This window comes from Rhizobium sp. CF122 (assembly GCF_000282035.1).
Classification (GTDB): domain Bacteria; phylum Pseudomonadota; class Alphaproteobacteria; order Rhizobiales; family Rhizobiaceae; genus Rhizobium.
Window position 1 is genome coordinate 213,866 of record NZ_AKKA01000073.1, and the last position, 23,366, is coordinate 237,231.

A 23,366-nucleotide genomic window follows, 5' to 3' on the forward strand; every position below is an offset into this window, starting at 1 on the left:
TCGAAGCAAGTCCGACCAAACTTTTCAGCCCTGCTGAAACGTTTTTTACCCGAGGCTGCGTTGTTCGCATGATGGTCTCATTCGCCCGATTTCGGTCACAGTGATTCGTTTCGAAATCGACGCGAAGGCCTAAAATTAGGTGACAAATCGCCGCGCGCGTGACGTTTTTTGGCGTGTGGACGCCTCTATCGGCGCCATCGGGTAGGCCGGCAAAACTGCTTTGCTTACAAAGGGCAATCAGATTTTGCCAACTTGTTCGAGCTCCCGTCGTCGGGCTCTCGCCGATCACGGATTAACCATACTGCATTGCAAATCGTGATCGAGAGTGCCATTTTCTCGCCGGGGGCTAATTCAGAGTGATTTCAGAAGGAGACGTAAATGTCCATTTCGCTCAGCAATCTGGATGCATCCAAGGCTACCGCCGTTTCGGCCATGAATGTAGCCGCTGCTGTACGTGCCGCTCGAGAGGCCGTCGGCTATAGCGTCGATGACCTCGCAGTAACCTGCGGCCTGGTTGTCAATGAGATTGAGGAAATCGAGAGTGGTGAGGATGCTGATCCCGCCAAGCTCAAGCGGATCGCCTCTGCATTGCAGGTGCCGGTCTCATCGTTTGTTCCGATGTGATGTTGATCTCAGGGCCGGGCAGGCAAATTGCCCGCCTGGCCTTGCCCTCCTTCATCTCTTCTTAACCTTCCCCTCCGAACCGACTGAACGCTTTTGCCCGCAAAGGGTAGTTTTACCGTGGCTGATTGTGCGGTGCGTTAGCAACTTCATAGCAAATGTCCCCTCGAATGAGCCGAGCGCCTGTGCACTGCGGCGGATTCCTATATCGGGGAGGCAGAATGAGCCGGGCTCGTCGCATTGGCGCCACGCGGATTGATTTGAGCGAACTTATCAAGCGCGGCGCGCTTGCCGTCCTTTCTGTTCTCGCGGTCTTGCTGCCGATCCTGAGGGTCGGTTTCGTAAGCGAGTCGGACGACGTCGTCCTGGGGGATTTCCAGCTGCTGGGCGGGGCCGCCTATCTTTTGCCCGCTGCATTTCTTTGTGGTCTCGCGACCGTTATCATTGATCGCATGCGCGGCCACGCCCGCTTCGTCGACATGGCCGGATTGATCGTCGCTTTAGCGGCCGTCTCGCGTGCCGCTTATAGTCTCGGCTCAAGCCTTATGCATGACGCTGCGGCGGTTGATGCACCTTCGCAGAGGCTGGATCAATTGGCGCAAGTCACCTTGTCCTACGGCGGCATTCCCTTGCTGTTGGTGCTGTTCGGCGCCTTTTGGCAATTGCGAAAATCCTGGCGCAGCTAGCCACATGCCCGCGGATGGAACCGCCGCCGCTCCCTAGACGTTCCGTCAACAGGAGAAATGTGCATGTCGAAAATGCTTCTATATGGTGCGACCAAGGTGGACGAAGGCAACAGCGCCTACTCCGCCATCGCGAGCCTTGAGCAGTTCCAGTGGCGCAACCGCGTTCTGGTCGTCTTTCCCGACAAGGGAAACGCGCGTGGCGCTCGTCAGGAAAACCAGTTACTTGCCAATCGCGATGCCCTGCAGGACCGCGATATGGTCATTCTCAAGATTGCCGGCGGCAGTGTGAGGGTTCTCTTCGGGGCCGGCAAAAATCTCGATGCTGCGGCGATTGCCGGCGAGTTGGGGGATCCCCCGACCGGAGAGTTCGCGGCCTTTCTCGTCGGCAAGGATGGAACGGTTAAGCTGAAAGTCAGCGAACCGATCTCGAGCGGTGAACTGTTTGCGATTATTGACAGCATGCCTGTGCGGGCAGCCGAGATTGCCTCGGACAAGCAGCAGACGAGCGAAGAGTCCGAGAAGCGCGACTGACCTGACGTTGAGCCAAAATCACAGAAATATGTGACGTTCCGCGGCTACGAGTTCCTGAAGGAAGTCGGAGACCGTGCGCACCCGCACAAGTTCACGCGCGCTTTCGTGAAACGTCGTCCAGTAGGCTCGCCGGATCGAAATCTCGGGCAGGATGCGCACCAGTTCGTCATGCTGCCGGGCAATATAGTCGTGCAGGATGCCGATCCCCGCGCCCGAAAGTACCGCCTCTGTCTGGCCGGTCGCCGAGGAAATCTCGAAGGCGGCGTTCCAGTTGCGCATCACCTCGCCGGTGAAGTTCAGCGATTGGGAGAAGATCAGATCCTCGACATAGCCGATCCGCCGGTGCGGCTTCAGCCCCTCTGCGTCAGCCGGCAGGCCGTTGAGCTCGGCATAGCTTCGAGAGGCGTAGAGACCGAGCGTGTAATCCGTGAGCTTGGCCGAGACGAGGCGGCCCTGTTCTGGCCGCTCCAGAGTGATGGCGATATCGGCCTCACGCTGCGAGAGCGAGAACGACCGTGGCACCGGGACGAGCTGGATCTTCAGTTCCGGATGGCGCTCGATCAGCCGGCCCATGCGAGGCGCGAGAAAGGACACACCGAAACCGTCAGGCGCTCCCACACGCACCGTTCCGGCGATCGCCGTATCGGTGCGGCCGAGATTGGCCTGCACGGACAGCATTTCGGTTTCCATTCGCTCCGCGGACGCGAGGAAAACTTCGCCCCCGGCCGTTAGCTCGCAGCCGTTTGTGCGGCGGACGAAGAGGCGGCTCTTCAACGACTCTTCCAGCGAGGTGAGCCGCCGCGAGAGCGTGGCGTGGTTGAGCCCCAGCCGTTTCGACGCGGCAAGGATTTGCCCGGTACGGGCAACTGCGAGGAAGATGCGGACGTCGTCCCAGTTCATGGCTTTGCTCGCATGATGACGGGTTCGACATCGACCAATGTCAGCGACGTCACCATCCCAGCGGTCGCGTTCTTGTATTTGAGGAAATGCGGCGTCTGGAGATGCGCTTCGTAGGCCGCCTGGTTCGCATAGACCTCCAGGATGCGTATCTTGTGGGGACTGCCCTTGATGGAGACGGCGTTCAGCGACAGAACGCCGGCCTCCAGTGCGACGGACGCTTCGATCTCTTCGGTTAACATTACGCGATAGGTTTCGAGCTTGTCGGGATCGATCTCGAGCTCCGCAATTCTGACAACGAGTTTCCCGCTCATTGAAGCACTATCTCCTCTTCAGTTTGGATCGCCCGTGGTAGTCTAACCATGTCCTGTGTAGACCTTGAGGAAGATCAGCTCGATTGCCGAGCTTCAATTCATGCACAACGGTTGCTTATCTCGGCTCATTGATTTGTGCAAATTGAAGTGCGATTGTTTGCCATCCAAAAAACAGGAGGAGCACCCCATGCGTGAGATTGGTCATTTCATCGGCGGCAAGCACGTCGCCGGCACCAGCGGCCGCACCAGCAACGTCTACAATCCGGCAACCGGCGAAGTTCAGGCGACTGTCGCGCTGGCAAGCGTCGAGGACCTGCGTGCAGCTGTCGAGAACGCCAAGGCCGCTCAGCCAAAGTGGGCAGCGACGAACCCACAACGCCGGGCCCGCGTCTTCTTCAAGTTCGTCGAGCTGCTGAACAAGCACATGGACGAACTCGCGACCCTCCTCTCCAGCGAGCACGGCAAGACGGTCGAGGATGCCAGGGGCGATATCGTCCGTGGTCTTGAAGTCTGCGAATTCGTCTGCGGTATTCCGCATCTGCAGAAGGGCGAATTCACTGAAGGCGCCGGCCCGGCAATCGACATGTACTCGATGCGCCAGGCGGTCGGCATCGGCGCGGGCATCACCCCGTTCAACTTTCCGGCCATGATCCCGATGTGGATGTTTGCCCCGGCGATTGCCTGCGGCAACGCGTTCATCCTGAAGCCGTCGGAGCGCGACCCGTCCGTGCCGCTGCGTCTCGCAGAACTCATGATTGAGGCTGGCCTCCCGGCAGGCATCCTGAACGTCGTCAATGGCGACAAGGCTGCGGTCGACGCCATCCTGACGGATCCGGATATCGGCGCGGTCTCCTTCGTCGGCTCCACCCCGATTGCCCGCTACGTCTATGGAACGGCTGCCATGAACGGCAAGCGCGCACAGTGCTTCGGCGGCGCGAAGAACCATATGATCATCATGCCTGACGCCGACATGGACCAGGCCGTCAACGCCCTGATGGGCGCAGGTTACGGTTCCGCCGGCGAGCGCTGCATGGCGATCTCCGTTGCCGTCCCGGTCGGTGAGGAAACCGCCAATCGCCTCGTCGAGAAGCTGACGCCGAAGATCGAGTCGCTCCGCATCGGTCCCTACACCGATGAGAAGGCCGACATGGGCCCGCTCGTTACCAAGGAAGCCTATACCCGCGTCAGTGGCCTGATCGATCGTGGCGTCGAGGAGGGTGCCAAGCTCGTCGTCGATGGCCGCGGGTTCAAGCTGCAGGGTTATGAGAACGGCTATTTCGTCGGTGGTACGCTGTTCGACCATGTCACGCCCGACATGGACATCTACAAGACCGAAATCTTCGGGCCTGTCCTCTCCGTCGTTCGCGCCAAGAACTACGAGGAAGCCCTCGACCTGCCGATGAAGCACGAATACGGCAACGGTGTCGCGATCTACACCCGTGACGGCGATGCCGCGCGTGACTTTGCTTCGCGCATCAACATCGGCATGATCGGCATCAACGTGCCGATCCCGGTTCCGCTTGCCTATCATTCTTTCGGCGGTTGGAAGGCATCGAGCTTCGGCGACCTCAACCAGCACGGCACGGACTCGATCAAGTTCTGGACCAAGACCAAGACGATCACCGCCCGCTGGCCTTCGGGCATAAAGGACGGCGCCGAATTCGTCATGCCGACGATGAAGTAGACCGAACGAGTGACGTTTTAATTGGGGGCTTCGGCCCCCAATTTGCGTTGAGGTGCCGAAGTATGTGCTTTTGGGCGCTTTCCTGCTGATTGCCGATAATCGTGCGTGACTTCTTCTCGGGCGCGGCGAGTTCCGATTGAAAAATTGTTGTGGCAATCCGTCTCACATAAGGTGAATATGAATTTCATATTTTGGAATTGTTCAAAACTAGCAAAGCCCCTATATAGGGGACTCGTAACAGACGATTCTGGAGATCGGCATGCGTTTGACCAAGCAGACCAACTATGCGGTTCGCATGTTGATGTATTGCGCTGCCAATGAAGGGCAGCTGAGCCGGATTCCGGAGATTGCCAAGGCGTATGGCGTTTCCGAGCTCTTTCTGTTCAAGATTCTGCAGCCTCTGAACAAGGCAGGCCTGGTCGAGACGGTTCGTGGCCGCAACGGCGGTGTGCGGCTCGGCAAGCCGGCGAAGGACATTAGCCTCTTCGACGTCGTTCGCGTCACGGAAGATAGCTTTGCGATGGCAGAGTGCTTCGAGGATGACGGCATGGTCGAGTGCCCGCTTGTCGACAGTTGCGGCTTGAACTCCGCCTTGCGCAAGGCGCTCAACGCCTTCTTCGACGTGCTGACGCAGTATTCGATCGACGATCTCGTCAAGGCGCGGCCGCAGATCAACTTCCTGCTGGGCCTGACGGGCAATCAGGAATCTCGTCGCAAGCCGACGATTGCCGCTCCGGCAGCCTAAACCGCGCTGACGAAATTTTGATGCGACCGTGGCCGCGTTTCGCGCCGCGGTCGTTCTGTTTTAGGGGAGTTTGGGGCGAAAAATTCGCGCATGGCGTGTGCGGCAATGCTCTAGCCGACGCGAAATTATACCAAATGCGACAGGAATCGAGTTTATCCAGTCCGTTTATTTCTAAATGCGGCCCATTTTTGGCGGAAAATTACTAAAGTTGTCCATCTGGAAAAATTTTCCACTTCGGTCGTTGATTTCAGCAAATAAATGTCGTTCCATCTGCCGTCATTCCGGAGGGTTTCCGGGATTTCAAATAAAAGAACAAACCTGGGAAAACGATATCATGAAAAAGATGTCTGTCTTGTTGGCCGCGACGGTCCTGGCTTCGGCCATGGCATCCGCAGCCTGGTCCAAAACGCTCGTTTACTGCTCCGAGGGCTCGCCGGAAGGCTTCGATCCCGGCATTTACACTGCAGGCACCACCTTCGACGCTTCCTCGCGCACGGTCTACAGCCGTCTCGTCGAGTTCCAGCACGGCAAGACCGAAATCGAGCCGGGCCTAGCTGAAAGCTGGACGGTTTCCGACGACGGTACGGTCTACACCTTCAAGCTCCGTCCGGGCGTCAAGTTCCAGGCGACAGAGTTCTTCACGCCGAGCCGCGATCTGAACGCTGATGACGTCGTCTTCTCGTTCGAGCGCCAGCTGAAGGCTGACAGCCCGTGGGCCAAGTATGTCGCCGGCGTTTCCTACGAATATGCTGCAGGCATGGGCTTCCCGGATCTCATCAAGTCGGTCGAGAAGGTCGACGACCTGACCGTCAAGTTCACGCTGAACCATCCGGAAGCACCGTTCCTCGCCGACCTGGCAATGGACTTCGCCTCTGTGCTGTCGAAGGAATATGCCGACAAGCTACAGGCTGACGGCAAGATGGAACAGATGAACCAGATGCCGCTCGGCACCGGTCCGTACACCTTCGTTGCCTACCAGCCGGATGCCGTCATCCGCTACAAGGCCAACGAAACCTACTTCAAGGGCAAGGAAAAGATCGACGATCTCGTTTTCGCGATCACTCCGGACGCTTCCGTCCGTGCTCAGAAGCTGAAGGCTGGCGAATGCCACATCATGCCATACCCGAACGCGGCGGACATCAAGGACCTGCAGACGGACTCGAACCTGAAGGTTCTGGAACAGCCGGGCCTGAACGTTTCCTACCTCGCCTACAACACCCTCCAGGCTCCGTTCGATAAGGCGGAAGTCCGCAAGGCGCTGAACATGGCGATCAACAAGCAGGCGATCGTCGAGGCCGTCTTCCAGGGCGCCGGCCAGGTTGCCAAGAACCCGATCCCGCCGACGATGTGGTCGTACAACGATGCCATCAAGGATGATGCCTACAACCCGACCGAAGCCAAGGCCATGCTCGAAAAGGCTGGCGTCAAGGATCTCAGCATGAAGATCTGGGCGATGCCGGTTTCGCGTCCGTACATGCTGAACGCACGTCGCGCCGCTGAACTGATGCAGGCTGACCTTGCCAAGGTTGGCGTCAAGGTCGACATCGTCACCCACGAATGGGCTGAATACCTGAAGCTCTCCAAGGACAAGGCCCGCGATGGTGCTGCAATCCTCGGCTGGACGGGTGACAACGGCGACCCGGACAACTTCCTTGACACTCTGCTCGGCTGCGAAGCCGTCGGCGGCAACAACCGCGCGCAGTGGTGCAACAAGGAATTCGACGATCTCGTGAAGAAGGCCAAGAAGACCGCTGACGTCGCAGAGCGCACCAAGCTCTACGAACAGGCGCAGGTCGTCTTCAAGAAGGAAGCTCCGTGGGCGACGATCGATCACTCCACAGAATTCGTACCGATGAGCGCCAAGGTTTCCGGTTTCGTGCAGGATCCGGTCGGCGTTCACCGCTTCGACGGCGTTGATATCGCCGAGTAATCAAAATTATGCAAAGATGCCCGGCAACCCCGGGCTTGGCCGGCGGTCAGGTTTAATACCTGACCGCCGGAACACTATGGACACTTGCCAATGTTGCGATTTCTCATCGGACGCCTCGCGATCCTGATCCCAACCTTCATCGGCGTTTCGCTCATCGCCTTTTCGTTCATCCGTCTGCTGCCCGGCGATCCGGTCATGCTGATGTCGGGCGAACGCGTGATGGCGCCGGAACGCCATGCCCAGGTCATGCATGATCTCGGCCTCGATCGTCCGGTCTACGTGCAGTACCTCGATTACCTCAGCAATGTGGTGCAGGGCGATCTAGGGGCGTCGATCGTCACCAAGCGCCCGGTTCTGCAGGAGTTCGGCACGCTTTTCCCGGCGACGCTGGAGCTTTCGCTCTGCGCCATCCTTTTTGCGATAGTGCTCGGCATCCCCGCCGGCATCTTCGCGGCCGTCAAACGGGGAACATGGTTCGACCAGAGCGTCATGGGCGTGGCTCTTGTTGGCTATTCGATGCCGATCTTCTGGTGGGGCCTGCTGCTTATCGTTCTCTTCTCGAACACACTGCATTGGACGCCCGTCTCCGGCCGCATCGGGCTGATGTATTTCTTCAAGCCGGTTACCGGTTTTATGTTGATCGATAGCCTGCTGTCCGGTCAGCCCGGTGCCTTCAAGTCTGCCGCCTCATCGCTGATCCTCCCGACAATCGTTCTGGGCACCATTCCGCTTGCGGTCATCGCCCGCCAGACGCGCTCGGCCATGCTCGAGGTGCTGGGCGAAGATTATGTTCGGACAGCGCGTTCGAAGGGCCTCGCGCCGTTGCGCGTCGTCGGCCTGCATGCGTTGCGCAACGCCATGATCCCGGTCGTAACCTCGATCGGTCTGCAGGTCGGCGTGCTGCTCGGCGGCGCAATCCTGACGGAAACGATCTTCTCCTGGCCGGGTATCGGAAAATGGATGGTCGATGCCGTCTTCAAGCGCGATTACACCGTCGTTCAAGGCGGGCTGCTGTTGATCGCCGGCATCATCATGGTCGTCAATCTGATCGTCGACCTCATGTACGGTCTCATCAATCCACGTATTCGTCACTAGGAGCGGCTTATGAGTGTGATAACCACCAAGTCGACCCAGCCGTCAGGGCTCTCTGAGTTCTGGTACTATTTCTCTCGCAACAAGGGCGCTGTCGTCGGTTTCGGCGTCTTCCTGCTGGTCCTGCTGATGGCGATCTTCGCGCCGTTGATTGCTCCGCATAATCCGATCTTGCCCTATGAGGGCATGCAGCGCCTGCCGCCGGCGTGGTCGGAAAAGGGCAATCCGATGTTCCTGCTCGGCACCGATGCCGTCGGTCGCGATATGCTGTCGCGTCTGATTTATGGCACGCGCTTTTCGCTGTTCATCGGCCTCGTCGTCGCATCGCTATCGGCTGTCGCCGGCGTGCTGCTCGGCGTTGTCGCGGGTTATTTCCGGGGCAGAGTCGATACCTTCATCATGCGCGTCATGGACATCATCCTGGCCTTCCCTTCATTGCTTCTGGCTCTCGTGCTGGTCGCCGTCCTAGGGCCGGGCCTCGTGAACGCCATGATCGCGATCTCGATCGTGAATCAGCCGCACTTCGTTCGTCTGACACGCGCCGCTGTGATCAGCGAGCGCGAGAAGGAGTATGTCGTTGCCTCCCGCGTGGCCGGCGCCGGCACGTTCCGCCTCATGTTCAAGACGATTTTGCCGAATTGTCTGGCACCCCTGATCGTCCAGGCGACGCTCGCATTCTCGGCCGCGATCCTCGACGCTGCAGCCCTTGGCTTCCTCGGCCAAGGCGCCCAGCCGCCGACGCCAGAATGGGGCACGATGCTCGCGGACTCGCGTGAGTTCCTACAGAGCAACCCTTGGCTCGTGACTTTCCCGGGTCTCTGCATCCTTATCACGGTTCTCGCTATCAACCTGATGGGCGATGGTCTGCGCGATGCGCTTGATCCCAAACTGAAGAGGTCCTGAGATGGCACTTCTTGAAATTGAAAATCTCGTCGTCGAATTCCAGACGTCGACGGGTCCGTTTCGCGCCGTCGATGGCGTGTCGCTCAAGGTAGATGCGGGGGAAGTCCTCGCAATCGTCGGAGAGTCGGGATCCGGTAAGTCGGTGTCCATGCTCGCGGCGATGGGGCTTCTACCATGGACGGCAAAGGTGACGGCCGACAAGATGGTCTTTGACGGCCGCAATCTGCTTGGCATGTCAGCAAGCGAACGACGCAAGATCATTGGCAAGGATATGTCGATGATCTTCCAGGAACCGATCGCCAGCCTCAATCCCTGCTTCACGGTCGGTTTTCAGATCGAAGAGGTTCTGCGAATCCATCTAGGCCTAGACAAGGCTGCGCGGCGCCAGCGCGCGATCGAGCTGTTCGAGGCCGTCGGCATTCCCAACCCCGCCGAGCGGCTGAGCCATTTCCCGCATCAGATGTCGGGTGGCCAGTGCCAGCGCGTCATGATCGCCATTGCGATCGCCTGCAATCCGAAGCTTTTGATCGCCGACGAACCGACCACGGCGCTCGACGTGACCATTCAGAAGCAGATCCTCGATCTCCTGATGCGGCTGCAGACGGAGCATCGCATGGGCCTCATTATGATTACGCACAACATGGGCGTCGTCGCCGAGACTGCCGACCGGGTGATCGTTCAATACAAGGGCCGCAAGATGGAAGAGGCCGACGTCCTGTCGCTCTTCGAATCCCCGAAGAGCGATTATACAAGGGCGCTGCTTGCCGCCCTGCCGGAAAATGCCACCGGTGACCGGCTGCCGACCATCGGCGAAATTTTCAAGGGAGCGGCCCAATGACGCCAGTCCTCGAAGCAAAGAACATTGTCCGCAACTATTACCTGCCGGGCGGCCTCTTCAAGAAGGAGAGGACCGTACATGCCGTCAAGGGTGTGAGCTTCACGGTGGAGCAGGGCAAGACGCTGGCGATCGTCGGCGAAAGCGGTTGCGGCAAGTCGACGCTTGCCCGCATTGTCACGATGATCGATCCGGCGAGCGGCGGCGATCTGTTCATCGACGGCAAGAAGGTCGATATCGCCGCAGGCGACCTGACGCCGGAAATTCGCCGCAAGGTACAGATCGTCTTCCAGAACCCCTACGGTTCGCTGAACCCGCGCAAGAAGATCGGTGACATCCTGATGGAGCCCCTGATCATCAACACCGATACGCCCGCTGCCGAGCGACGCGAATTGGCAATGGTGATGCTCAAGAAGGTCGGCCTCCAGGAGGTCCATTTCAACCGCTACCCGCATATGTTCTCCGGCGGCCAGCGTCAGCGTATCGCAATCGCTCGCGCTCTGATGTTGAAGCCAAGGCTCCTGGTTCTCGACGAGCCGGTGTCCGCGCTTGATCTCTCGGTCCAGGCCCAGGTGCTCAATCTGCTCGCTGACCTGCAGGACGAGTTGAACCTTACCTATGTCTTCATCAGCCACGACCTGTCGGTCGTCCGCTATATGGCCGACGATGTCATGGTGATGTATTTCGGAGAGGCTGTGGAGTACGGCACGCGGGATCAGGTTTTCAATGATCCGCAGCACAGCTACACGAAGACGTTGTTTGCGGCGACGCCGCGCGCCGATGTCGAAACCATCAGGGCGCGTATTGCGCGCAAGAATGCCACCCTGGCTGCTTCGTAGGAAGGGTTCGCCAGCGTTAGCGACACCGGTGCCGGAGCGATAAACGATGCCAGAGACTAATCGGGACCCTTGCGCCATTATCGTTATGGGGGTCAGTGGCTGTGGCAAATCCTCCATCGGCCTGAAGATTTCGGACGCCCTCGGCATGCAATTTGTCGAGGGCGACCAGCTTCATCCGGCATCGAATGTCGAGAAGATGTCGAAAGGCATTCCGCTGACGGATGACGACCGCATGCCTTGGCTCGATCTCATCGGTGAAACGATGAAGGCATCGCTCGATCGCGAGCAAGGCGTCATCGTTTCCTGCTCGGCGCTGAAGCGCACCTATCGCGACCGACTGCGCAAGGCGGTAAATGGAAAGCTCTTTTTCGTCTATCTGTCAGGCTCGAAGGAGCTGTTGACGAAACGAATGGGCGAGCGCAAGGGCCACTTCATGCCCATGTCGCTGCTGGAGAGCCAACTCGCGACGCTGGAAGTGCCGACTGGAGAACCTGGCGTTGTGACCGTCGATATCGACGATACGATCGAAGGGATCGCGGAGGCGGCGCTCCGCGATCTCAAGTCGTTGGGCGTCGCTTAGCCGTCGGTCCGCAACAGGACCTTCTTCTTGAAGAGGACGTATGACCGCAGGCAAACGCGATGACGTTGCTCAGGTGAAACGCTGCGGCGAATAGGCGGAAATATCGATGAATGGCCTTTCGCCTGCAATGGCCTCCGCCAGCGCGCGCCCAGTGACCGGCCCCAAGGTCAGTCCGTGATGGGCGTGGCCGAACGCGAACCATAGACCGTCGTGTCGCGGCGCCCTTCCAATGATGGGCATCATATCAGGCGTGCAGGGGCGGGCGCCCATCCAGGGCTCCGGATCGAGCCTCTCGCCGAGCGGAAAGACTGTGCGCGCTACTTTCTCGGCGCGGTCGAGCTGCACCGGCGTCTTCGGCGCGTCCAGCGCGGCGAATTCAGCGCCTGTCGTCAACCGGATGCCGCGGCTCATCGGTGCAAGGAAGTAACCTCGTTCAGCATCCAGCGTCCAGTTGTGGAGGGTTGCATTGCCTGTCGTGGCATAATGCATGTGATAGCCGCGTTTGACGCCGAGCGGAAAGGCATAGCCGAGCCGACGTGTAGCGACCGCGGCCCAGGGGCCGAGCGCCAGAACCACATCCTCCGCGTCCAGCGAGCCTTCGCTGGTCACCACCCTCCAGCTCGCACCGGAACGACCGAGGGAGTTGGCGTCACCAGTGACACACCTTCCGCCCAGACTCTCGAAATAGGAGCGGTAGGCCATCGTCAATCCGTGCGGGTCGAGCACCGACCACGGATCGCGCCACCGCAGGCCGCCGATGAAATCTCCCTTGATATTGGGTTCGAGCCGCGCCACGCCGGCGGCATCCAACTGCTCGTGCATGACGCCGAACTCGGCCCGTAGCCGCTCAGCCTCGGCGAATTCGGCATCGCGCCGACCGGCTGTGCGGAAGATCTCCATCCAGCCATCCTTCCGGATCAGATGCTGCGCATTCGACGCTTCGATCAGATCATTGTGCTCCGAAATCGAGTGCTCGATCAGCGGGGCATAGGCACGAGAAATCATCTCGTGACGCCTGGCGTTCGAATTCCACCAGTAGCGGCCAAGGAACGCCAATTGTCCGGGCAACGCCTTGAGGTGATAGTGGGCGTCGATCCGGTTGTTGAAGGCATAGCGTATTAGAAGGCCGAGCTGCTGTGGAAACCCGTATGGCACGACGCCTTCGCGTTGAATGAGACCGGCATTGCCGAACGAGGTTTCATTGCCTGGCGCCTTGCGGTCGATCAACGTCACCTGCAGCCCCCGGCGCTGCAGGTGAATGGCCGTCGATACGCCGACGATACCGGCGCCAAGTACGATTGCGTTCTTTGTCATTGCCATGCATTCCACTTATTGCAAGCAATGAAAATGCCGCTCCGACAAGCTACAGGCAAACGAAAAATTTCGTTTCATTTCAAAAACATTGTCGTTTTCAGTGCCTCGTTTTCAGCTTTGATGCGGACATAAAGCACTGCGGCGTTGAGCACCGAAAATATCGCTGCGTAGACGGGCATGCCGAAGGCCAGAGGAAGGATGGCGATCTCGCCTACCACGACGACATAGTTGGGGTGGGCCAGGAACCGGTAGGGTCCACTGCTGACGAGCGGAGCGCCCGGCAGCACGATGATGCGTGTCGTCCATCGTCCCTTGAGCGTGCCTATGACCCAGAGCCGACCCGCCTGCAGGACCATGAAAACGGCAAACCATAGCGGGTCGACCGGGCGGCGGATCGCCAGCAGCCACAATCCGGTGATCCAGCAGCTATGCAGGGCCACCATGTAAGGATAGTGCAGCGGCGCGACCTCCTTCGCGCCGCTGCTCAGAAGCACCTGTGTATTGTGGCGGGCAAGAGCAAGTTCCGCGAGGCGCTGTGCCGTCACGAAGACGAGGAGTGCAATTGAGGGCCACATCATGCGACCCTCTTTAAGGTCACGCAGCTTGCCGTAAAGCCCGGCCCCATCGCGACCATCGCGCTGCGCTCCGGCAGCCCCGCCTTCAAGGCGCGCTCGAGCACGAAGAGCACCGTGGGCGAAGACATGTTGCCGTATTCGGCAAGCACCGCGCGTTCGTGGTCCAGGGTTCCTGCTTCAAGTGACAGCGCGCTTTCAAGGGCAGTCAGCACCCTCGTCCCGCCGGGATGGCAGATGAAGCGATCGATGTCGGCCCGAGAAAGACCGTTGCGCGCCAGTATTCCGTCGACAGCCGGGCCGAGTTCCGTTTCGGCAAAGGGCGGCAACGATTGAGCGAGAACCACACCGAAGCCGGTGTCGTCAATCTTCCACCCCATGATGCCGAGCGTATCGGGGAAGAGATGCTCACCCGTCGACTCGACCTCAACCTTTCCCTCCGGTCCTGCCCGGAGAATGCAGGCTGCCGCGCCATCGCCGAAAAGCGCCGTGGCGATGATGTTCGCGCGCGTCAGTTCGTCCAGACGGAACGCCAGCGTGCAAAGTTCGATTGCCACGAAAAGCACTGTTGCGCCTGGCCGATCCCGGGCGAACCGCGAGGCGATGGCGAAGCCGGAAACACCGGCCGCGCAGCCGAGCCCGAAAACCGGAACACGTTCGATATCCGAGCGAAAGCCCATTTTCTGTGCGAGCTGTGCATCAAGGCTCGGTGTGGCAATGCCGGTGGACGAGATCGTGACGATACAGTCGACGTCGGACCCTCGCAGGCCCGCCTTCTTCAGCGCATTGGTGGCTGTCTCGAAAAACAGGCTGCGCGCCACGTCGCCGTAGGCTTCCATCCGGTCCTGCCAGCCATGCGGCTCGATGAACCATTCCAGTGGACGAGCGGCATAGCGTTTCCTAATGCCGGCATTGTCAAAGACGCTGGCAAGGTGGGAGAAATCCTTGAAGCGTGATGAAAACAAACGGGCGGAAGTCGCCGCCGCTTCCTTTTGTGTGATGACATGTTCCGGCGTTGCAACGGCAAGACTCAGTAATTTTACGGTATCACTCACGGAATGCTCCTTGTGGCCGGCGCGTGAGCGGCTAACACCTCAGACCTGCATTTATTCGCTGGCGCCGGAGCTGCGACGCCAGAAAAAAGAAGAACACGCAATCGAATAAAGTGCCAGCCAACAGTGTTCACTCGCCGCTAACGTCATTTTCCTAGGAGATATCCCATGACGATCGCGACTGTTCGTATTGCTTCCATCCTGGTCGGCGGCTGCATTGCCGCGTTCGCGCTTTCTGCCCCTGCCTTCGCGATAGGCGGCGGTGGCAGCGGAAGTGGCTCCAGTGGCGCCGGTAGTTCTGGCGGCAGCAGCGGCACCATGCCGACCTGCAAGAAGGGCCAGCTGTATGACAAGAAAACGAAGCGGTGCGTCAAGCAGAGTAGCGCCAACGTGACGGAAGAAAACCGCACGGACTATGCCTATTCGCTGGCAAAGGCCGGCCGCTACGAAGAAGCGCTTGCCATGCTCGATACGTTGAAGAACCCGAATACCGCCGAGGCCCTGAACTATCGCGGCTACGCCACCCGCAAGCTTGGCCGCACGGACGAGGGAATTTCCTACTACCTGAAATCCGTCGAGCTTGATCCCAACTATGCGCAGGTTCGCGAATATCTCGGCGAAGCCTACGTCATCAAAGGACGTCTTGATCTCGCCAAGGAGCAGCTCGAAACGATCAAGACGATCTGCGGCACCGAATGCGAGGCGTATCGCGATCTCAACGAAGCGATCCTCAAGCCGTAGGAGCTATGACGCTGACGCAAAGCGGGAATGTGCAATTTCGGTTGAACGGGAACTACCAAATGCCGGTCGCATACACCACATTTCCTGCCTATAGTCGCGCAAAACCGAGGCCGTCGGTGCAACCGGCGGCTTTGGAAGGAAAACCGGTGGCGGAGGCTCTCATCGCAAGCGAAGCCGACATCAGGAGCGGCCTGGCGGATAATCTTGTGCGGCTGTGGCGCTATGGCCTCGTGCTCTCGCATCGCCGCGATATTGCCGACGATCTCGTGCAACAGACCTGCCTGCGTGCCCTTGAGCGCGTTGAACAGTTCGAGGCCGGAACGCGGCTGGACCGCTGGTTGTTCTCTATTCTGCATTCCATCTGGTTGAATGAAATCCGGTCGCAGCGGGTGCGCCTCGGTCAGGGCTTTGTCGATGCTAACGAGGCCTTGGTCGTCGATGGAGCCCATGACACGGAAACGCATGTCATGGCGAACCAGGTTCTACGATTGGTCAATGCGCTGCCGGATGCGCAACGGGCCGCCGTCTTCCTCGCCTATGTGGAAGGCCTTTCCTACAGGGAGGTAGCCAGCATATTGGATATCCCGATCGGAACCGTGATGAGCCGCCTTGCCGCGGCGCGCGCCAAGATCGCAGCCAATGTCTCGGGAGAGGGGGCGACATGAACGACAAGAACCCGATCCTTTCCGATGAGGAGTTAACGGCCTATATCGACGGCGAACTGTCGGATGCGGAAGTGTCGCGCATCGAGGCGCTTCTCCATTCGAACGAGCGTGTGGGCGCAAGGCTGAAGTTCCTGTCGCGTAGCAGCCTCCAGTTCAAGCAAGCCTTCGAGCCGCTGCTTACCGCGGCGCCGAAGACCGAACTCGATGCCATGCTCGGCATTGTGCCGGGCGATGCAAAGCCGGCTCCTTCGCGCCCCAGTCGCCGAGGCTTCCTTAGCGCGATTGCCGCCTGCCTCGTCGCGGGTGTTGTCGCCGACCAGGCCTTCATCGGCATTCGCAATCGCTTGCATGCGCCTGATGAAAACAGCGAATGGCGCACTGTGGTTGCCGAATACATTACCCTCTATACCGCGGATACTCTGGCCGGCCCGTCGCCGTCCGATGACGCGCAGGCCGCGCAACTGGCTCTCCTCGACGACAAGCTTGGCCTTTCCCTTTCACCTCAGACGGTGTCGCTGCCGGGTATCGAGTTCAAGCGTGCTCAGCTGTTGCAGTATGACGACAAGCCGCTGGCGCAGATTGCCTATCTAGACCCCGAGACGGGGCCGCTGGCGCTGTGCATTGTCCGCTCGGCTGTCGGTACGAAGGAGCCTGACGTCGAAGGCCGACACGGCTTGAACGTTGTCTACTGGTCAAATCCAACGCACGCCTTCATGCTGATCGGCCGCATTCCGATCGACCGCATGCAGGAACTGGCGGAGGATGTGAGGAAAAAGACCTTAGCGTGATGCTCAGGAGGGAATTTGGCTGATGACTCCGGGTTTCCGCATTTCAAAGACTAACAAAATTTCCTCTGAATTCCCTATGTTTTTCCGATCGTGAGCGATGATCGCCTCTGGCGCAAAGCGGAACCAGCGTGGCTTAAATCAGCCGGGGATGCTTATCAACTATCGCCAGTCGACGCCTCCAACAATCGCCTCCATCGTTAGTGCATGCACGCCCTAACCGCCACTGTCGGGGTTGACGCCGGGCAGTTCTAACGGGCCAGCCAGATGGCGCTTCGGGAGCTGGTAGTCAGGGAAAGGTGCGGACGCACAGGTGTTGTAGTTGGAGCTCATTGAGGAGTATTATCTAAATCTAAAATAGAAGATTATGAGCGGGAACGAGCGGAAAACTGCAGAATCCTTTTCCGCATGAAGCCCGTACTTCGGGAGGAAAAGATGAAACACATGCAGATCAGGGGGAGACCGTCGCGCCGTAAATTTCTAAGCGGGGCAGCCATGGCCGGTGCGGCGATGATCGCAGCACCAAGCGTCGTCAAGGCGCAGGGGCCGGTCAACATGCGTTGGCAGAGCACCTGGCCATCCAAGGACATCTTTCACGAATTCGCGCTTGATTTCGCAAATAAGGTCACCAACATGACCGGCGGCGATCTCAAAATTGAAGTGCTGCCGGCAGGTGCGGTGGTGCCTGCCTTCGGCTTGCTCGACGCCGTCTCCCAGGGGACGCTCGACGGAGGGCACGGCGTGGTTGCGTATCACTACGGCAAACAGGCGGCGCTGGCTCTGTGGGGCTCGGGGCCGGGATTTGCCATGGATGCCAACATGTTGCTCGCCTGGCACAAGTACGGCGGCGGCAGGGACCTCCTCGTAAAGCTCTATGAATCGATCGGGGCCAATGTGGTTTCGTTCCTCTACGGGCCGATGCCGACACAGCCGCTCGGCTGGTTCAAGAAGCCCGTCGCCAAGGTGGAGGATTTTCAGGGACTGAAATTCCGCACCGTCGGCATTTCCATTGATGTGTTCACCGGCCTTGGTGCCGCGGTCAATGCGCTGCCTGGCGGCGAGATCGTGGCGGCATTGGACCGCGGCCTGCTCGACGCGGCCGAGTTCAACAACGCGTCGTCCGACCGGGCTTTGGGTTTCCCTGACGTCTCTAAGATTTGCATGCTGCAAAGCTATCACCAGAATGCCGAGCAGTTCGAGGTGCTGTTCAACAAAGCGAAATACGATTCATTGCCTGACCAGATGAAGGCGATCATCTCCAATGCCGCGGAGGCCGCCTCTCAGGACATGCACTGGAAGGCGATCGACCGCTATTCGACCGACTACGCGGAGATGCAAACAACCGACAAGGTCAAGTTCTACAAGACGCCGGAAGCGATCCTCAAACGGCAACTGGACGTCTACGACGAGGTCGTGAAGAAGAAGGCAGCGGAAAACCCGCTGTTCAAGGAGGTTATCCAGTCGCAAATAGCTTTTGCGGCGCGGGCAACGCGGTGGGAACAGGATACCGTCGTCAACCGCCGGCTAGCCTTCGATCACTACTTCGGCCCGAACGGAGTTGCGAAGGAACTATAACGTTATCACCGGACAACGGTGCTTCTAACGAAGGTATAAGCTATCTCGGGGGGCACCCGTGGACGTTCAGCAGTTTCTCATCAGGATCGATGCGATCAGCGTGTGGGTCGGCAAGGCTGCGGCGTGGCTGATCATCGGCCTGATGACGCTCGTCTGCATCGAAGTCTTCAAGCGCTACATCATGAACATGCCGACAGCGTGGATTTTCGATGTCAGCAATATGTTCTACGGCACCCTGTTCATGCTCGCCGGAGCCTATGCGCTGGCGCAGAACGCCCACGTACGCGGCGACTTTCTCTACAGCTCGCTCAGGCCTCGCATACAGGCGACGCTCGATCTCCTTCTTTATATCCTATTCTTCCTGCCGGGCGTCGCCGCGCTCATCTATGCCGGTTACCACTATGCGGGGCTATCCTGGCGGATCGGCGAGCATTCGACCGTCACGGCGGAAGGCCCGCCGATCTACTACTTCAAGACCGTCATTCCAGTAGCGGGCGTGCTTGTCCTGATTCAGGGGCTCGCCGAGATAGCGCGCTGCATCCTCTGCCTGAGGACCGGAGAATGGCCGCGCCGGCTCAAGGATGTGGAGGACATCGACGTTGTCGCCGAACAGCTTGCGCATAGCGAGCACATAGACGCGCAAACGCGCGAGGCGGCGATCCAGCGCGCCCAGGATATCGACAGGGCGGCGCGGCAACGGGGCCGGGGAGGAGACATCGAGACGTGACTGATCCGTTCCTCGGACTGACGATGCTAATTCTCATCGTGGTCGTCATCGTCATGGGGTTCCCGACAGCCTTCACGCTGATGGGGCTCGGCATGATTTTCGGCTTCTACGCATTCTACAATCCGGCCGAGCACTGGATCGACAACCGCGTCTTCGACCTGATGGTTCAGCGCACCTATGGGGCGATGACCAACGATGTCCTGATCTCCATCCCGCTCTTCGTGCTGATGGGCTACGTGATGGAGCGTGGTGCGCTGGTGGACAAGATGTTCTACAGCATCCAGCTTTCCTTCCGGCGGATTCCCGCCTCGCTTGCCGTTGCGACCCTCATCGTCTGCACCTTCTGGGGCATTGCCAGCGGCCTTGTCGGAGCGGTGGTGGTGCTGATGGGCGTCATTGCAATGAACCCGATGCTGCGCGCCGGCTATGACGTCAGGCTGGCCTCCGGAGTGATCACCGCCGGCGGCACGCTGGGCATTCTGATCCCGCCATCCGTGATGATCATTGTCTATGCTGCGGTTGCGGGACAATCTGTCGTCAAACTCTATGCCGCCGCGATGTTTCCCGGCTTCTTTCTCGCGCTTCTCTATCTCGCCTACATCCTCGGCTGGGCGACCATCAGTCCGAAGATCGCGCCCGCCCTGCCCGAGCAACAGACGAGAGTCCCCGTGCCCAGCTGGATGGAGCGTTTTCAGGCGCTCTATTCCCACAACATGCTCGTCGGGCTTCTCCGCGCATTGGTCTCGCCATCAAAGGCGATGGCGCTCGAGACGGGCGAGGGGCGGCTCAGCTACTGGAAGCTGGTCAAGAATGCCTGCGCTGCGCTCGTGCCCTTCTCGCTGACGGCATTCACTCTGGCGCTCGTGTGGTGGTATGTCGTCATCTATCCTCAGGCATCGGCAGTGGCGGAAGCACCGGAAGGGTTGGAACAACTCGGCGCACCCGCATCTGACGCCGAGCCGGTGGCGGTGAACGGGCCAGCAACCACTTTCTACGTGGCCTTCGGGATCATCGCCGCAATCGCAGCGGCGGTACTCCTGCGCTACTACAGGAATATGAGTGCGGAGCGGCTGCAGGTTGTGAAACTGCTGGTTTCGTCGGTCATGCCGCTCGGGATCCTGACCGTTGTCGTGCTCGCCGTCATTTTGTTCGGCATCACGACGGCGACCGAGTCCGCCGCGGTTGGGGCCGCCGGCGCCTTTCTGCTGGCGTTCCAGGCCCGGACGCTCAACTGGAAACGCACGAAGGAGGCGGTCTTCCTGACAGCGAAGACCACGGCCATGGTTTGCTGGCTCTTCGTCGGTTCGGCGCTCTTTTCCGCTGTCTTCGCTATCCTCGGCGGCCAGGCACTGGTTGAAGAGTGGGTGCTGGCGCTCGATCTCACGCCCGTGCAGTTCATGATTCTGTCGCAGGCGATCATCTTCATTCTCGGCTGGCCGCTCGAATGGACCGAGATCATCATCATTTTCGTGCCGATCTTCCTTCCGATGCTGAGGCACTTCGATATAGATCCGATCCTCTGGGGCGTGCTCGTCTTCGTCAATCTGCAGGCGGCGTTCCTGTCGCCGCCGGTGGCGATGTCAGCCTATTATCTCAAGGGCGTCGCGCCACCGCACGTCACCCTCAACCAGATCTTCGCCGGCATGATGCCCTACATGCTGATCGTCATCCTCTGCATGATTATCATGTATGTGTGGCCGGGCATGACACTGTGGCTTCCGAACTATCTTTACGGCTAAGAGGCATTGCCGTCTGCGGCGGCCCGTGCCGCAACACCTCTATGCCAATGCCTGTTGCTATCGATTTCTTTTGCTCTGACATCTCAAAGTCCCGTTGATGAGGTGGAAGCCGCGCGAGAGCGGCGAAAAAGGGACTGCCCAAACCCGGCATTATTTGAGACAATTGCGTGGGGAGGATTGCCTCTACGGCTCGCTCAGCCGGTTTCGAATCGATATCTCGTCGAAACGTCCTTGGATCCTGCCCCGTCCGCAGCGGTGAGTCGGCTGTCGGCAAGCATCTAGCGAACATTTTTTGTTGTTCAGCAAACGCGAGCCAGGAGCACTTCACATGGTAACGTGGAAACCCGATCCAAGCTTTTATCCGTCACCGCGAATGGCCATGAAAGCCGCGCCGGAGACGCTTGCCTACGTCGTCGCCTTCGATCCGGCGCGAGCGGTTCCCGACGAGCTGGCGGTCGTCGATGTAGATCCGAAATCGGCTTCTTACGGGCAGATCGTAAATAACCTCGCGATGCCCAATGTCGGCGACGAATTGCATCATTTCGGCTGGAACGCCTGCTCGTCCTGTCTATGTCCGAACGCACCGCACCCGCATGCGGAGCGCCGCTATCTGGTCGTGCCGGGACTAAAATCCTCCCGCATCCATATCATCGACACCAAACCGGATGGCAGGAGCCCGTCCATCGTCAAGGTGATCGAGCCCGGCGAAGTGGCCGAACGGGCTGGTTATTCCCGGCCGCACACAATTCATTGCGGCCCGGAGGGCATCTATGTTGCCGCACTTGGTAATGCCGAAGGCAAGGCCCCAGGCGGCATTTTTCTAATGGATCACGAGACCTTCGAGGTCCGCGGCCAGTGGGAAATGGATCGGGGGCCGCAACAGCTTTCCTATGACGTCTGGTGGCACCTTGGCCACGATACGCTCGTCACCAGCGAGTGGGGCACGCCGGATACGTTCGAAAACGGCTTGATCCCGGAAATTCTGCTCGGCGCGAAATACGGCCGCCGTCTGCATTTTTGGGATTTGCACAAGCGCAAGCACCTGCAGACCATCGATTTTGGCGACAAATATCAGCTTGTATTCGAACTCAGGCCCGCGCACGACCCGACCAAGGCCTATGGATTTGTCAACTGCGTGCTCAGCCTCGAGGACCTCTCCTCCTCGATCTGGGTCTGGCACCGCGACGGCGCGAAGTGGGGGGTGACAAAGGTGATAGATATTCCGGCCGAGCCCGCCGATCCGGACCTGTTGCCGCCGGTGCTGAAGGGTTTCAATGCCGTGCCGCCGCTCGTCACCGACATCGATCTTTCGATGGATGACAGATTTCTCTACGTGTCCTGCTGGGGAACCGGCGACCTGCGTCAGTACGATGTCTCCGATCCGTTCAAGCCGAAGCTGACTGGCAAGGTCCGGATCGGCGGTATCGTTTCGCGTGCTTCGCATCCAGGGGCGAATAACGGCGCGCTGAATGGTGGCCCGCAAATGGTCGAGATCAGCCGAGACGGTCGCCGCGTCTATTTCACGAACTCACTCTATGGGGCGATCGACGAGCAGTTCTATCCCGACGGCGTCTCTGGCTGGATGGTGAAGCTTGACGCGGAACCGGACGGCGGCATTGCCTTTGACGAGAAATTCTTCGTCGAATGGCCGAAGTCACATCGCCCGCACCAGGTCCGTCTGCAGGGTGGAGATTGCTCGTCAGATTCTTACTGTTACCCGTAGGGAAAATGACGTCAGCCAGATGAGGCGCCCATGAACGAGCTCTGGCCCTGGATGCTGCTGGCGGGACTGGGCGCCTTCCATGGTCTCAATCCGGCGATGGGATGGCTGTTTGCCGTCGCACTTGGCGTTCACCGGCAGAGTTCGGCCGCGGTGGTTCAGGCTGTACCCGCCATCGCCCTCGGGCATGCTGTCTCCATCGCATTGGTCGCCGGAACCGTTGTCGCCGCCGGCCTGCTCGTGAACCAGGATGCTGTACGCACGGCCACCGGTGGGGCGCTTGTTGTATGGGCTATCTGGCATCAGGTCTTCGGGCACACCCGCCGCGTTCGCATCGGCTTGCGCACGGGGCTTGCCGGCCTTGCCTTCTGGTCGTTCCTGATGGCGACGGCCCATGGTGCGGGGCTCATGGTTCTGCCGGCCTTGATGCCCCTCTGCCTCACGGAGTCGCCATTGCGCGAAATCGGCGGCGTTGGGTCCGCGGCGATGACGATCGCAGCGGTCGGTGTCCACACCCTTGCGATGTTGGCGGTCACAGGTCTCGTTGCCCTGGCGGTCTATCGCTGGGTCGGGCTCGAGATATTGCGCAGTGCCTGGATCAACGTGGATCTCGTATGGACGCTGGTGCTGCTTGGCACCGGTGTCGCGCTGCTGATCGTCGGGTGAGGGTGACACCTACGTCATCGATATAATGCTCGCTTTATCGCGCGCATCCTTTGATGCCACCTGGGACACTGCCCTTGCTTGCCGCTATCGACGCCTAAACGGGATCTGTCCCGTCGGAGAGAGCAAGCATCTAGAGCGTTTCATGTTTTGACC

24 protein-coding genes are annotated in these 23,366 nt (G+C 59.5%); 19 read left to right on the top strand and 5 right to left on the bottom strand.

Annotated features, from left to right (window positions below):
• Window positions 1-378: 378 nt before the first annotated feature.
• The 3 genes from PMI09_RS17150 (at window position 379) to PMI09_RS17160 (ending at window position 1,838) form a co-directional block, all read left to right on the top strand.
• Window positions 379-624, top strand: coding sequence for a helix-turn-helix domain-containing protein (locus tag PMI09_RS17150; protein ID WP_007796787.1), 246 nt, complete (start codon window positions 379-381; stop codon window positions 622-624).
• Window positions 625-842: 218 nt separating this feature from the next.
• A complete protein-coding gene (locus tag PMI09_RS17155) occupies window positions 843-1,307 on the top strand; it encodes a hypothetical protein (RefSeq protein ID WP_007796790.1) in 465 nt (154 codons plus the stop codon).
• Window positions 1,308-1,370: 63 nt separating this feature from the next.
• Window positions 1,371-1,838, top strand: a complete 468-nt coding sequence (locus tag PMI09_RS17160; RefSeq protein ID WP_007796793.1) for a DUF4174 domain-containing protein — start codon at window positions 1,371-1,373, stop codon at window positions 1,836-1,838.
• 18 nt (window positions 1,839-1,856) lie between these two features.
• On the opposite strand, the gene PMI09_RS17165 is transcribed toward PMI09_RS17160, so the two are convergent.
• On the bottom strand, window positions 1,857-2,738 hold the full coding sequence (locus PMI09_RS17165) for a LysR family transcriptional regulator (RefSeq protein ID WP_007796796.1): 882 nt from the start codon (window positions 2,736-2,738) through the stop codon (window positions 1,857-1,859).
• Window positions 2,735-3,049: a putative quinol monooxygenase gene (locus PMI09_RS17170; RefSeq protein WP_007796797.1), complete on the bottom strand. Its 315-nt coding sequence runs from the start codon at window positions 3,047-3,049 to the stop codon at window positions 2,735-2,737. The genes PMI09_RS17165 and PMI09_RS17170 overlap by 4 nt, the downstream gene beginning before the upstream one ends.
• Before the next feature lie 187 nt (window positions 3,050-3,236).
• Between PMI09_RS17170 and PMI09_RS17175 the strand changes: the two genes are divergently transcribed.
• The 8 genes from PMI09_RS17175 (at window position 3,237) to PMI09_RS17210 (ending at window position 11,657) form a co-directional block, all read left to right on the top strand.
• Complete coding sequence (locus PMI09_RS17175; RefSeq protein WP_007796800.1) at window positions 3,237-4,733, top strand: CoA-acylating methylmalonate-semialdehyde dehydrogenase; 1,497 nt, start codon at window positions 3,237-3,239, stop codon at window positions 4,731-4,733.
• A 259-nt stretch (window positions 4,734-4,992) separates the two neighbouring features.
• Window positions 4,993-5,478, top strand: coding sequence for an iron-responsive transcriptional regulator RirA (rirA, locus tag PMI09_RS17180; RefSeq protein ID WP_007796803.1), 486 nt, complete (start codon window positions 4,993-4,995; stop codon window positions 5,476-5,478).
• Between the two features lie 334 nt (window positions 5,479-5,812).
• Window positions 5,813-7,408: an ABC transporter substrate-binding protein gene (locus PMI09_RS17185; protein WP_007796805.1), complete on the top strand. Its 1,596-nt coding sequence runs from the start codon at window positions 5,813-5,815 to the stop codon at window positions 7,406-7,408.
• A gap of 90 nt (window positions 7,409-7,498) precedes the next feature.
• A complete protein-coding gene (locus PMI09_RS17190; protein WP_007796808.1) occupies window positions 7,499-8,503 on the top strand; it encodes an ABC transporter permease subunit in 1,005 nt (334 codons plus the stop codon).
• Window positions 8,504-8,512: 9 nt separating this feature from the next.
• Window positions 8,513-9,403 (top strand): ABC transporter permease subunit, encoded by an 891-nt coding sequence (locus PMI09_RS17195; protein WP_007796811.1) that lies wholly within the window; start codon window positions 8,513-8,515, stop codon window positions 9,401-9,403.
• A 1-nt stretch (window position 9,404) separates the two neighbouring features.
• Entirely contained in the window at window positions 9,405-10,241 is an 837-nt protein-coding gene (locus PMI09_RS17200; RefSeq protein ID WP_007796813.1) for an ABC transporter ATP-binding protein, read from the top strand.
• On the top strand, window positions 10,238-11,077 hold the full coding sequence (locus PMI09_RS17205) for a dipeptide ABC transporter ATP-binding protein (protein WP_007796814.1): 840 nt from the start codon (window positions 10,238-10,240) through the stop codon (window positions 11,075-11,077). Before PMI09_RS17200 ends, PMI09_RS17205 begins: the two co-directional genes overlap by 4 nt.
• A gap of 46 nt (window positions 11,078-11,123) precedes the next feature.
• Window positions 11,124-11,657, top strand: a complete 534-nt coding sequence (locus PMI09_RS17210) for a gluconokinase (protein WP_007796817.1) — start codon at window positions 11,124-11,126, stop codon at window positions 11,655-11,657.
• A 69-nt stretch (window positions 11,658-11,726) separates the two neighbouring features.
• Here the strand turns inward: PMI09_RS17210 and PMI09_RS17215 are convergent, their stop codons facing one another.
• The 3 genes from PMI09_RS17215 to PMI09_RS17225 all read right to left on the bottom strand — a co-directional run bounded on the left by PMI09_RS17215 (window position 11,727) and on the right by PMI09_RS17225 (window position 14,598).
• Window positions 11,727-12,971, bottom strand: a complete 1,245-nt coding sequence (locus tag PMI09_RS17215; RefSeq protein WP_007796819.1) for an NAD(P)/FAD-dependent oxidoreductase — start codon at window positions 12,969-12,971, stop codon at window positions 11,727-11,729.
• Between the two features lie 74 nt (window positions 12,972-13,045).
• Window positions 13,046-13,549: an isoprenylcysteine carboxyl methyltransferase family protein gene (locus PMI09_RS17220; protein WP_007796822.1), complete on the bottom strand. Its 504-nt coding sequence runs from the start codon at window positions 13,547-13,549 to the stop codon at window positions 13,046-13,048.
• Window positions 13,546-14,598, bottom strand: a complete 1,053-nt coding sequence (locus PMI09_RS17225; protein WP_007796825.1) for a type III polyketide synthase — start codon at window positions 14,596-14,598, stop codon at window positions 13,546-13,548. Before PMI09_RS17225 ends, PMI09_RS17220 begins: the two co-directional genes overlap by 4 nt.
• Window positions 14,599-14,763: 165 nt before the next feature.
• Between PMI09_RS17225 and PMI09_RS17230 the strand changes: the two genes are divergently transcribed.
• The 8 genes from PMI09_RS17230 (at window position 14,764) to PMI09_RS17265 (ending at window position 23,213) form a co-directional block, all read left to right on the top strand.
• On the top strand, window positions 14,764-15,336 hold the full coding sequence (locus PMI09_RS17230) for a tetratricopeptide repeat protein (RefSeq protein ID WP_007796828.1): 573 nt from the start codon (window positions 14,764-14,766) through the stop codon (window positions 15,334-15,336).
• Window positions 15,337-15,395: 59 nt separating this feature from the next.
• Window positions 15,396-16,001 carry an RNA polymerase sigma factor gene (locus tag PMI09_RS17235; protein ID WP_037083343.1) on the top strand — a complete coding sequence of 202 codons (606 nt, stop codon included), beginning with the start codon at window positions 15,396-15,398 and terminating at the stop codon, window positions 15,999-16,001.
• Window positions 15,998-16,789: an anti-sigma factor family protein gene (locus tag PMI09_RS17240; RefSeq protein WP_007796835.1), complete on the top strand. Its 792-nt coding sequence runs from the start codon at window positions 15,998-16,000 to the stop codon at window positions 16,787-16,789. Before PMI09_RS17235 ends, PMI09_RS17240 begins: the two co-directional genes overlap by 4 nt.
• Window positions 16,790-17,221: 432 nt before the next feature.
• Window positions 17,222-18,361, top strand: a complete 1,140-nt coding sequence (locus PMI09_RS17245; RefSeq protein WP_007796838.1) for a TRAP transporter substrate-binding protein — start codon at window positions 17,222-17,224, stop codon at window positions 18,359-18,361.
• A 58-nt stretch (window positions 18,362-18,419) separates the two neighbouring features.
• Window positions 18,420-19,088 carry a TRAP transporter small permease subunit gene (locus PMI09_RS17250; protein WP_007796843.1) on the top strand — a complete coding sequence of 223 codons (669 nt, stop codon included), beginning with the start codon at window positions 18,420-18,422 and terminating at the stop codon, window positions 19,086-19,088.
• Window positions 19,085-20,827: a TRAP transporter large permease gene (locus PMI09_RS17255; RefSeq protein ID WP_007796846.1), complete on the top strand. Its 1,743-nt coding sequence runs from the start codon at window positions 19,085-19,087 to the stop codon at window positions 20,825-20,827. The genes PMI09_RS17250 and PMI09_RS17255 overlap by 4 nt, the downstream gene beginning before the upstream one ends.
• A gap of 328 nt (window positions 20,828-21,155) precedes the next feature.
• On the top strand, window positions 21,156-22,550 hold the full coding sequence (locus PMI09_RS17260; RefSeq protein WP_007796849.1) for a selenium-binding family protein: 1,395 nt from the start codon (window positions 21,156-21,158) through the stop codon (window positions 22,548-22,550).
• 30 nt (window positions 22,551-22,580) lie between these two features.
• Window positions 22,581-23,213, top strand: a complete 633-nt coding sequence (locus PMI09_RS17265) for a hypothetical protein (RefSeq protein ID WP_007796851.1) — start codon at window positions 22,581-22,583, stop codon at window positions 23,211-23,213.
• The last annotated feature ends 153 nt before the right edge of the window (window positions 23,214-23,366 follow it).

Bases quoted from the DNA above. Each gene is read 5' to 3' on its own strand.
- PMI09_RS17150 (WP_007796787.1), top strand. From the start codon at position 379: ATGTCCATTTCGCTCAGCAATCTGGATGCATCCAAGGCTACCGCCGTT.
- PMI09_RS17155 (WP_007796790.1), top strand. From the start codon at position 843: ATGAGCCGGGCTCGTCGCATTGGCGCCACGCGGATTGATTTGAGCGAA.
- PMI09_RS17160 (WP_007796793.1), top strand. From the start codon at position 1,371: ATGTCGAAAATGCTTCTATATGGTGCGACCAAGGTGGACGAAGGCAAC.
- PMI09_RS17165 (WP_007796796.1), bottom strand. From the start codon at position 2,738: ATGAACTGGGACGACGTCCGCATCTTCCTCGCAGTTGCCCGTACCGGG.
- PMI09_RS17170 (WP_007796797.1), bottom strand. From the start codon at position 3,049: ATGAGCGGGAAACTCGTTGTCAGAATTGCGGAGCTCGAGATCGATCCC.
- PMI09_RS17175 (WP_007796800.1), top strand. From the start codon at position 3,237: ATGCGTGAGATTGGTCATTTCATCGGCGGCAAGCACGTCGCCGGCACC.
- rirA (WP_007796803.1), top strand. From the start codon at position 4,993: ATGCGTTTGACCAAGCAGACCAACTATGCGGTTCGCATGTTGATGTAT.
- PMI09_RS17185 (WP_007796805.1), top strand. From the start codon at position 5,813: ATGAAAAAGATGTCTGTCTTGTTGGCCGCGACGGTCCTGGCTTCGGCC.
- PMI09_RS17190 (WP_007796808.1), top strand. From the start codon at position 7,499: ATGTTGCGATTTCTCATCGGACGCCTCGCGATCCTGATCCCAACCTTC.
- PMI09_RS17195 (WP_007796811.1), top strand. From the start codon at position 8,513: ATGAGTGTGATAACCACCAAGTCGACCCAGCCGTCAGGGCTCTCTGAG.
- PMI09_RS17200 (WP_007796813.1), top strand. From the start codon at position 9,405: ATGGCACTTCTTGAAATTGAAAATCTCGTCGTCGAATTCCAGACGTCG.
- PMI09_RS17205 (WP_007796814.1), top strand. From the start codon at position 10,238: ATGACGCCAGTCCTCGAAGCAAAGAACATTGTCCGCAACTATTACCTG.
- PMI09_RS17210 (WP_007796817.1), top strand. From the start codon at position 11,124: ATGCCAGAGACTAATCGGGACCCTTGCGCCATTATCGTTATGGGGGTC.
- PMI09_RS17215 (WP_007796819.1), bottom strand. From the start codon at position 12,971: ATGACAAAGAACGCAATCGTACTTGGCGCCGGTATCGTCGGCGTATCG.
- PMI09_RS17220 (WP_007796822.1), bottom strand. From the start codon at position 13,549: ATGATGTGGCCCTCAATTGCACTCCTCGTCTTCGTGACGGCACAGCGC.
- PMI09_RS17230 (WP_007796828.1), top strand. From the start codon at position 14,764: ATGACGATCGCGACTGTTCGTATTGCTTCCATCCTGGTCGGCGGCTGC.
- PMI09_RS17235 (WP_037083343.1), top strand. From the start codon at position 15,396: ATGCCGGTCGCATACACCACATTTCCTGCCTATAGTCGCGCAAAACCG.
- PMI09_RS17240 (WP_007796835.1), top strand. From the start codon at position 15,998: ATGAACGACAAGAACCCGATCCTTTCCGATGAGGAGTTAACGGCCTAT.
- PMI09_RS17245 (WP_007796838.1), top strand. From the start codon at position 17,222: ATGAAACACATGCAGATCAGGGGGAGACCGTCGCGCCGTAAATTTCTA.
- PMI09_RS17260 (WP_007796849.1), top strand. From the start codon at position 21,156: ATGGTAACGTGGAAACCCGATCCAAGCTTTTATCCGTCACCGCGAATG.
- PMI09_RS17265 (WP_007796851.1), top strand. From the start codon at position 22,581: ATGAACGAGCTCTGGCCCTGGATGCTGCTGGCGGGACTGGGCGCCTTC.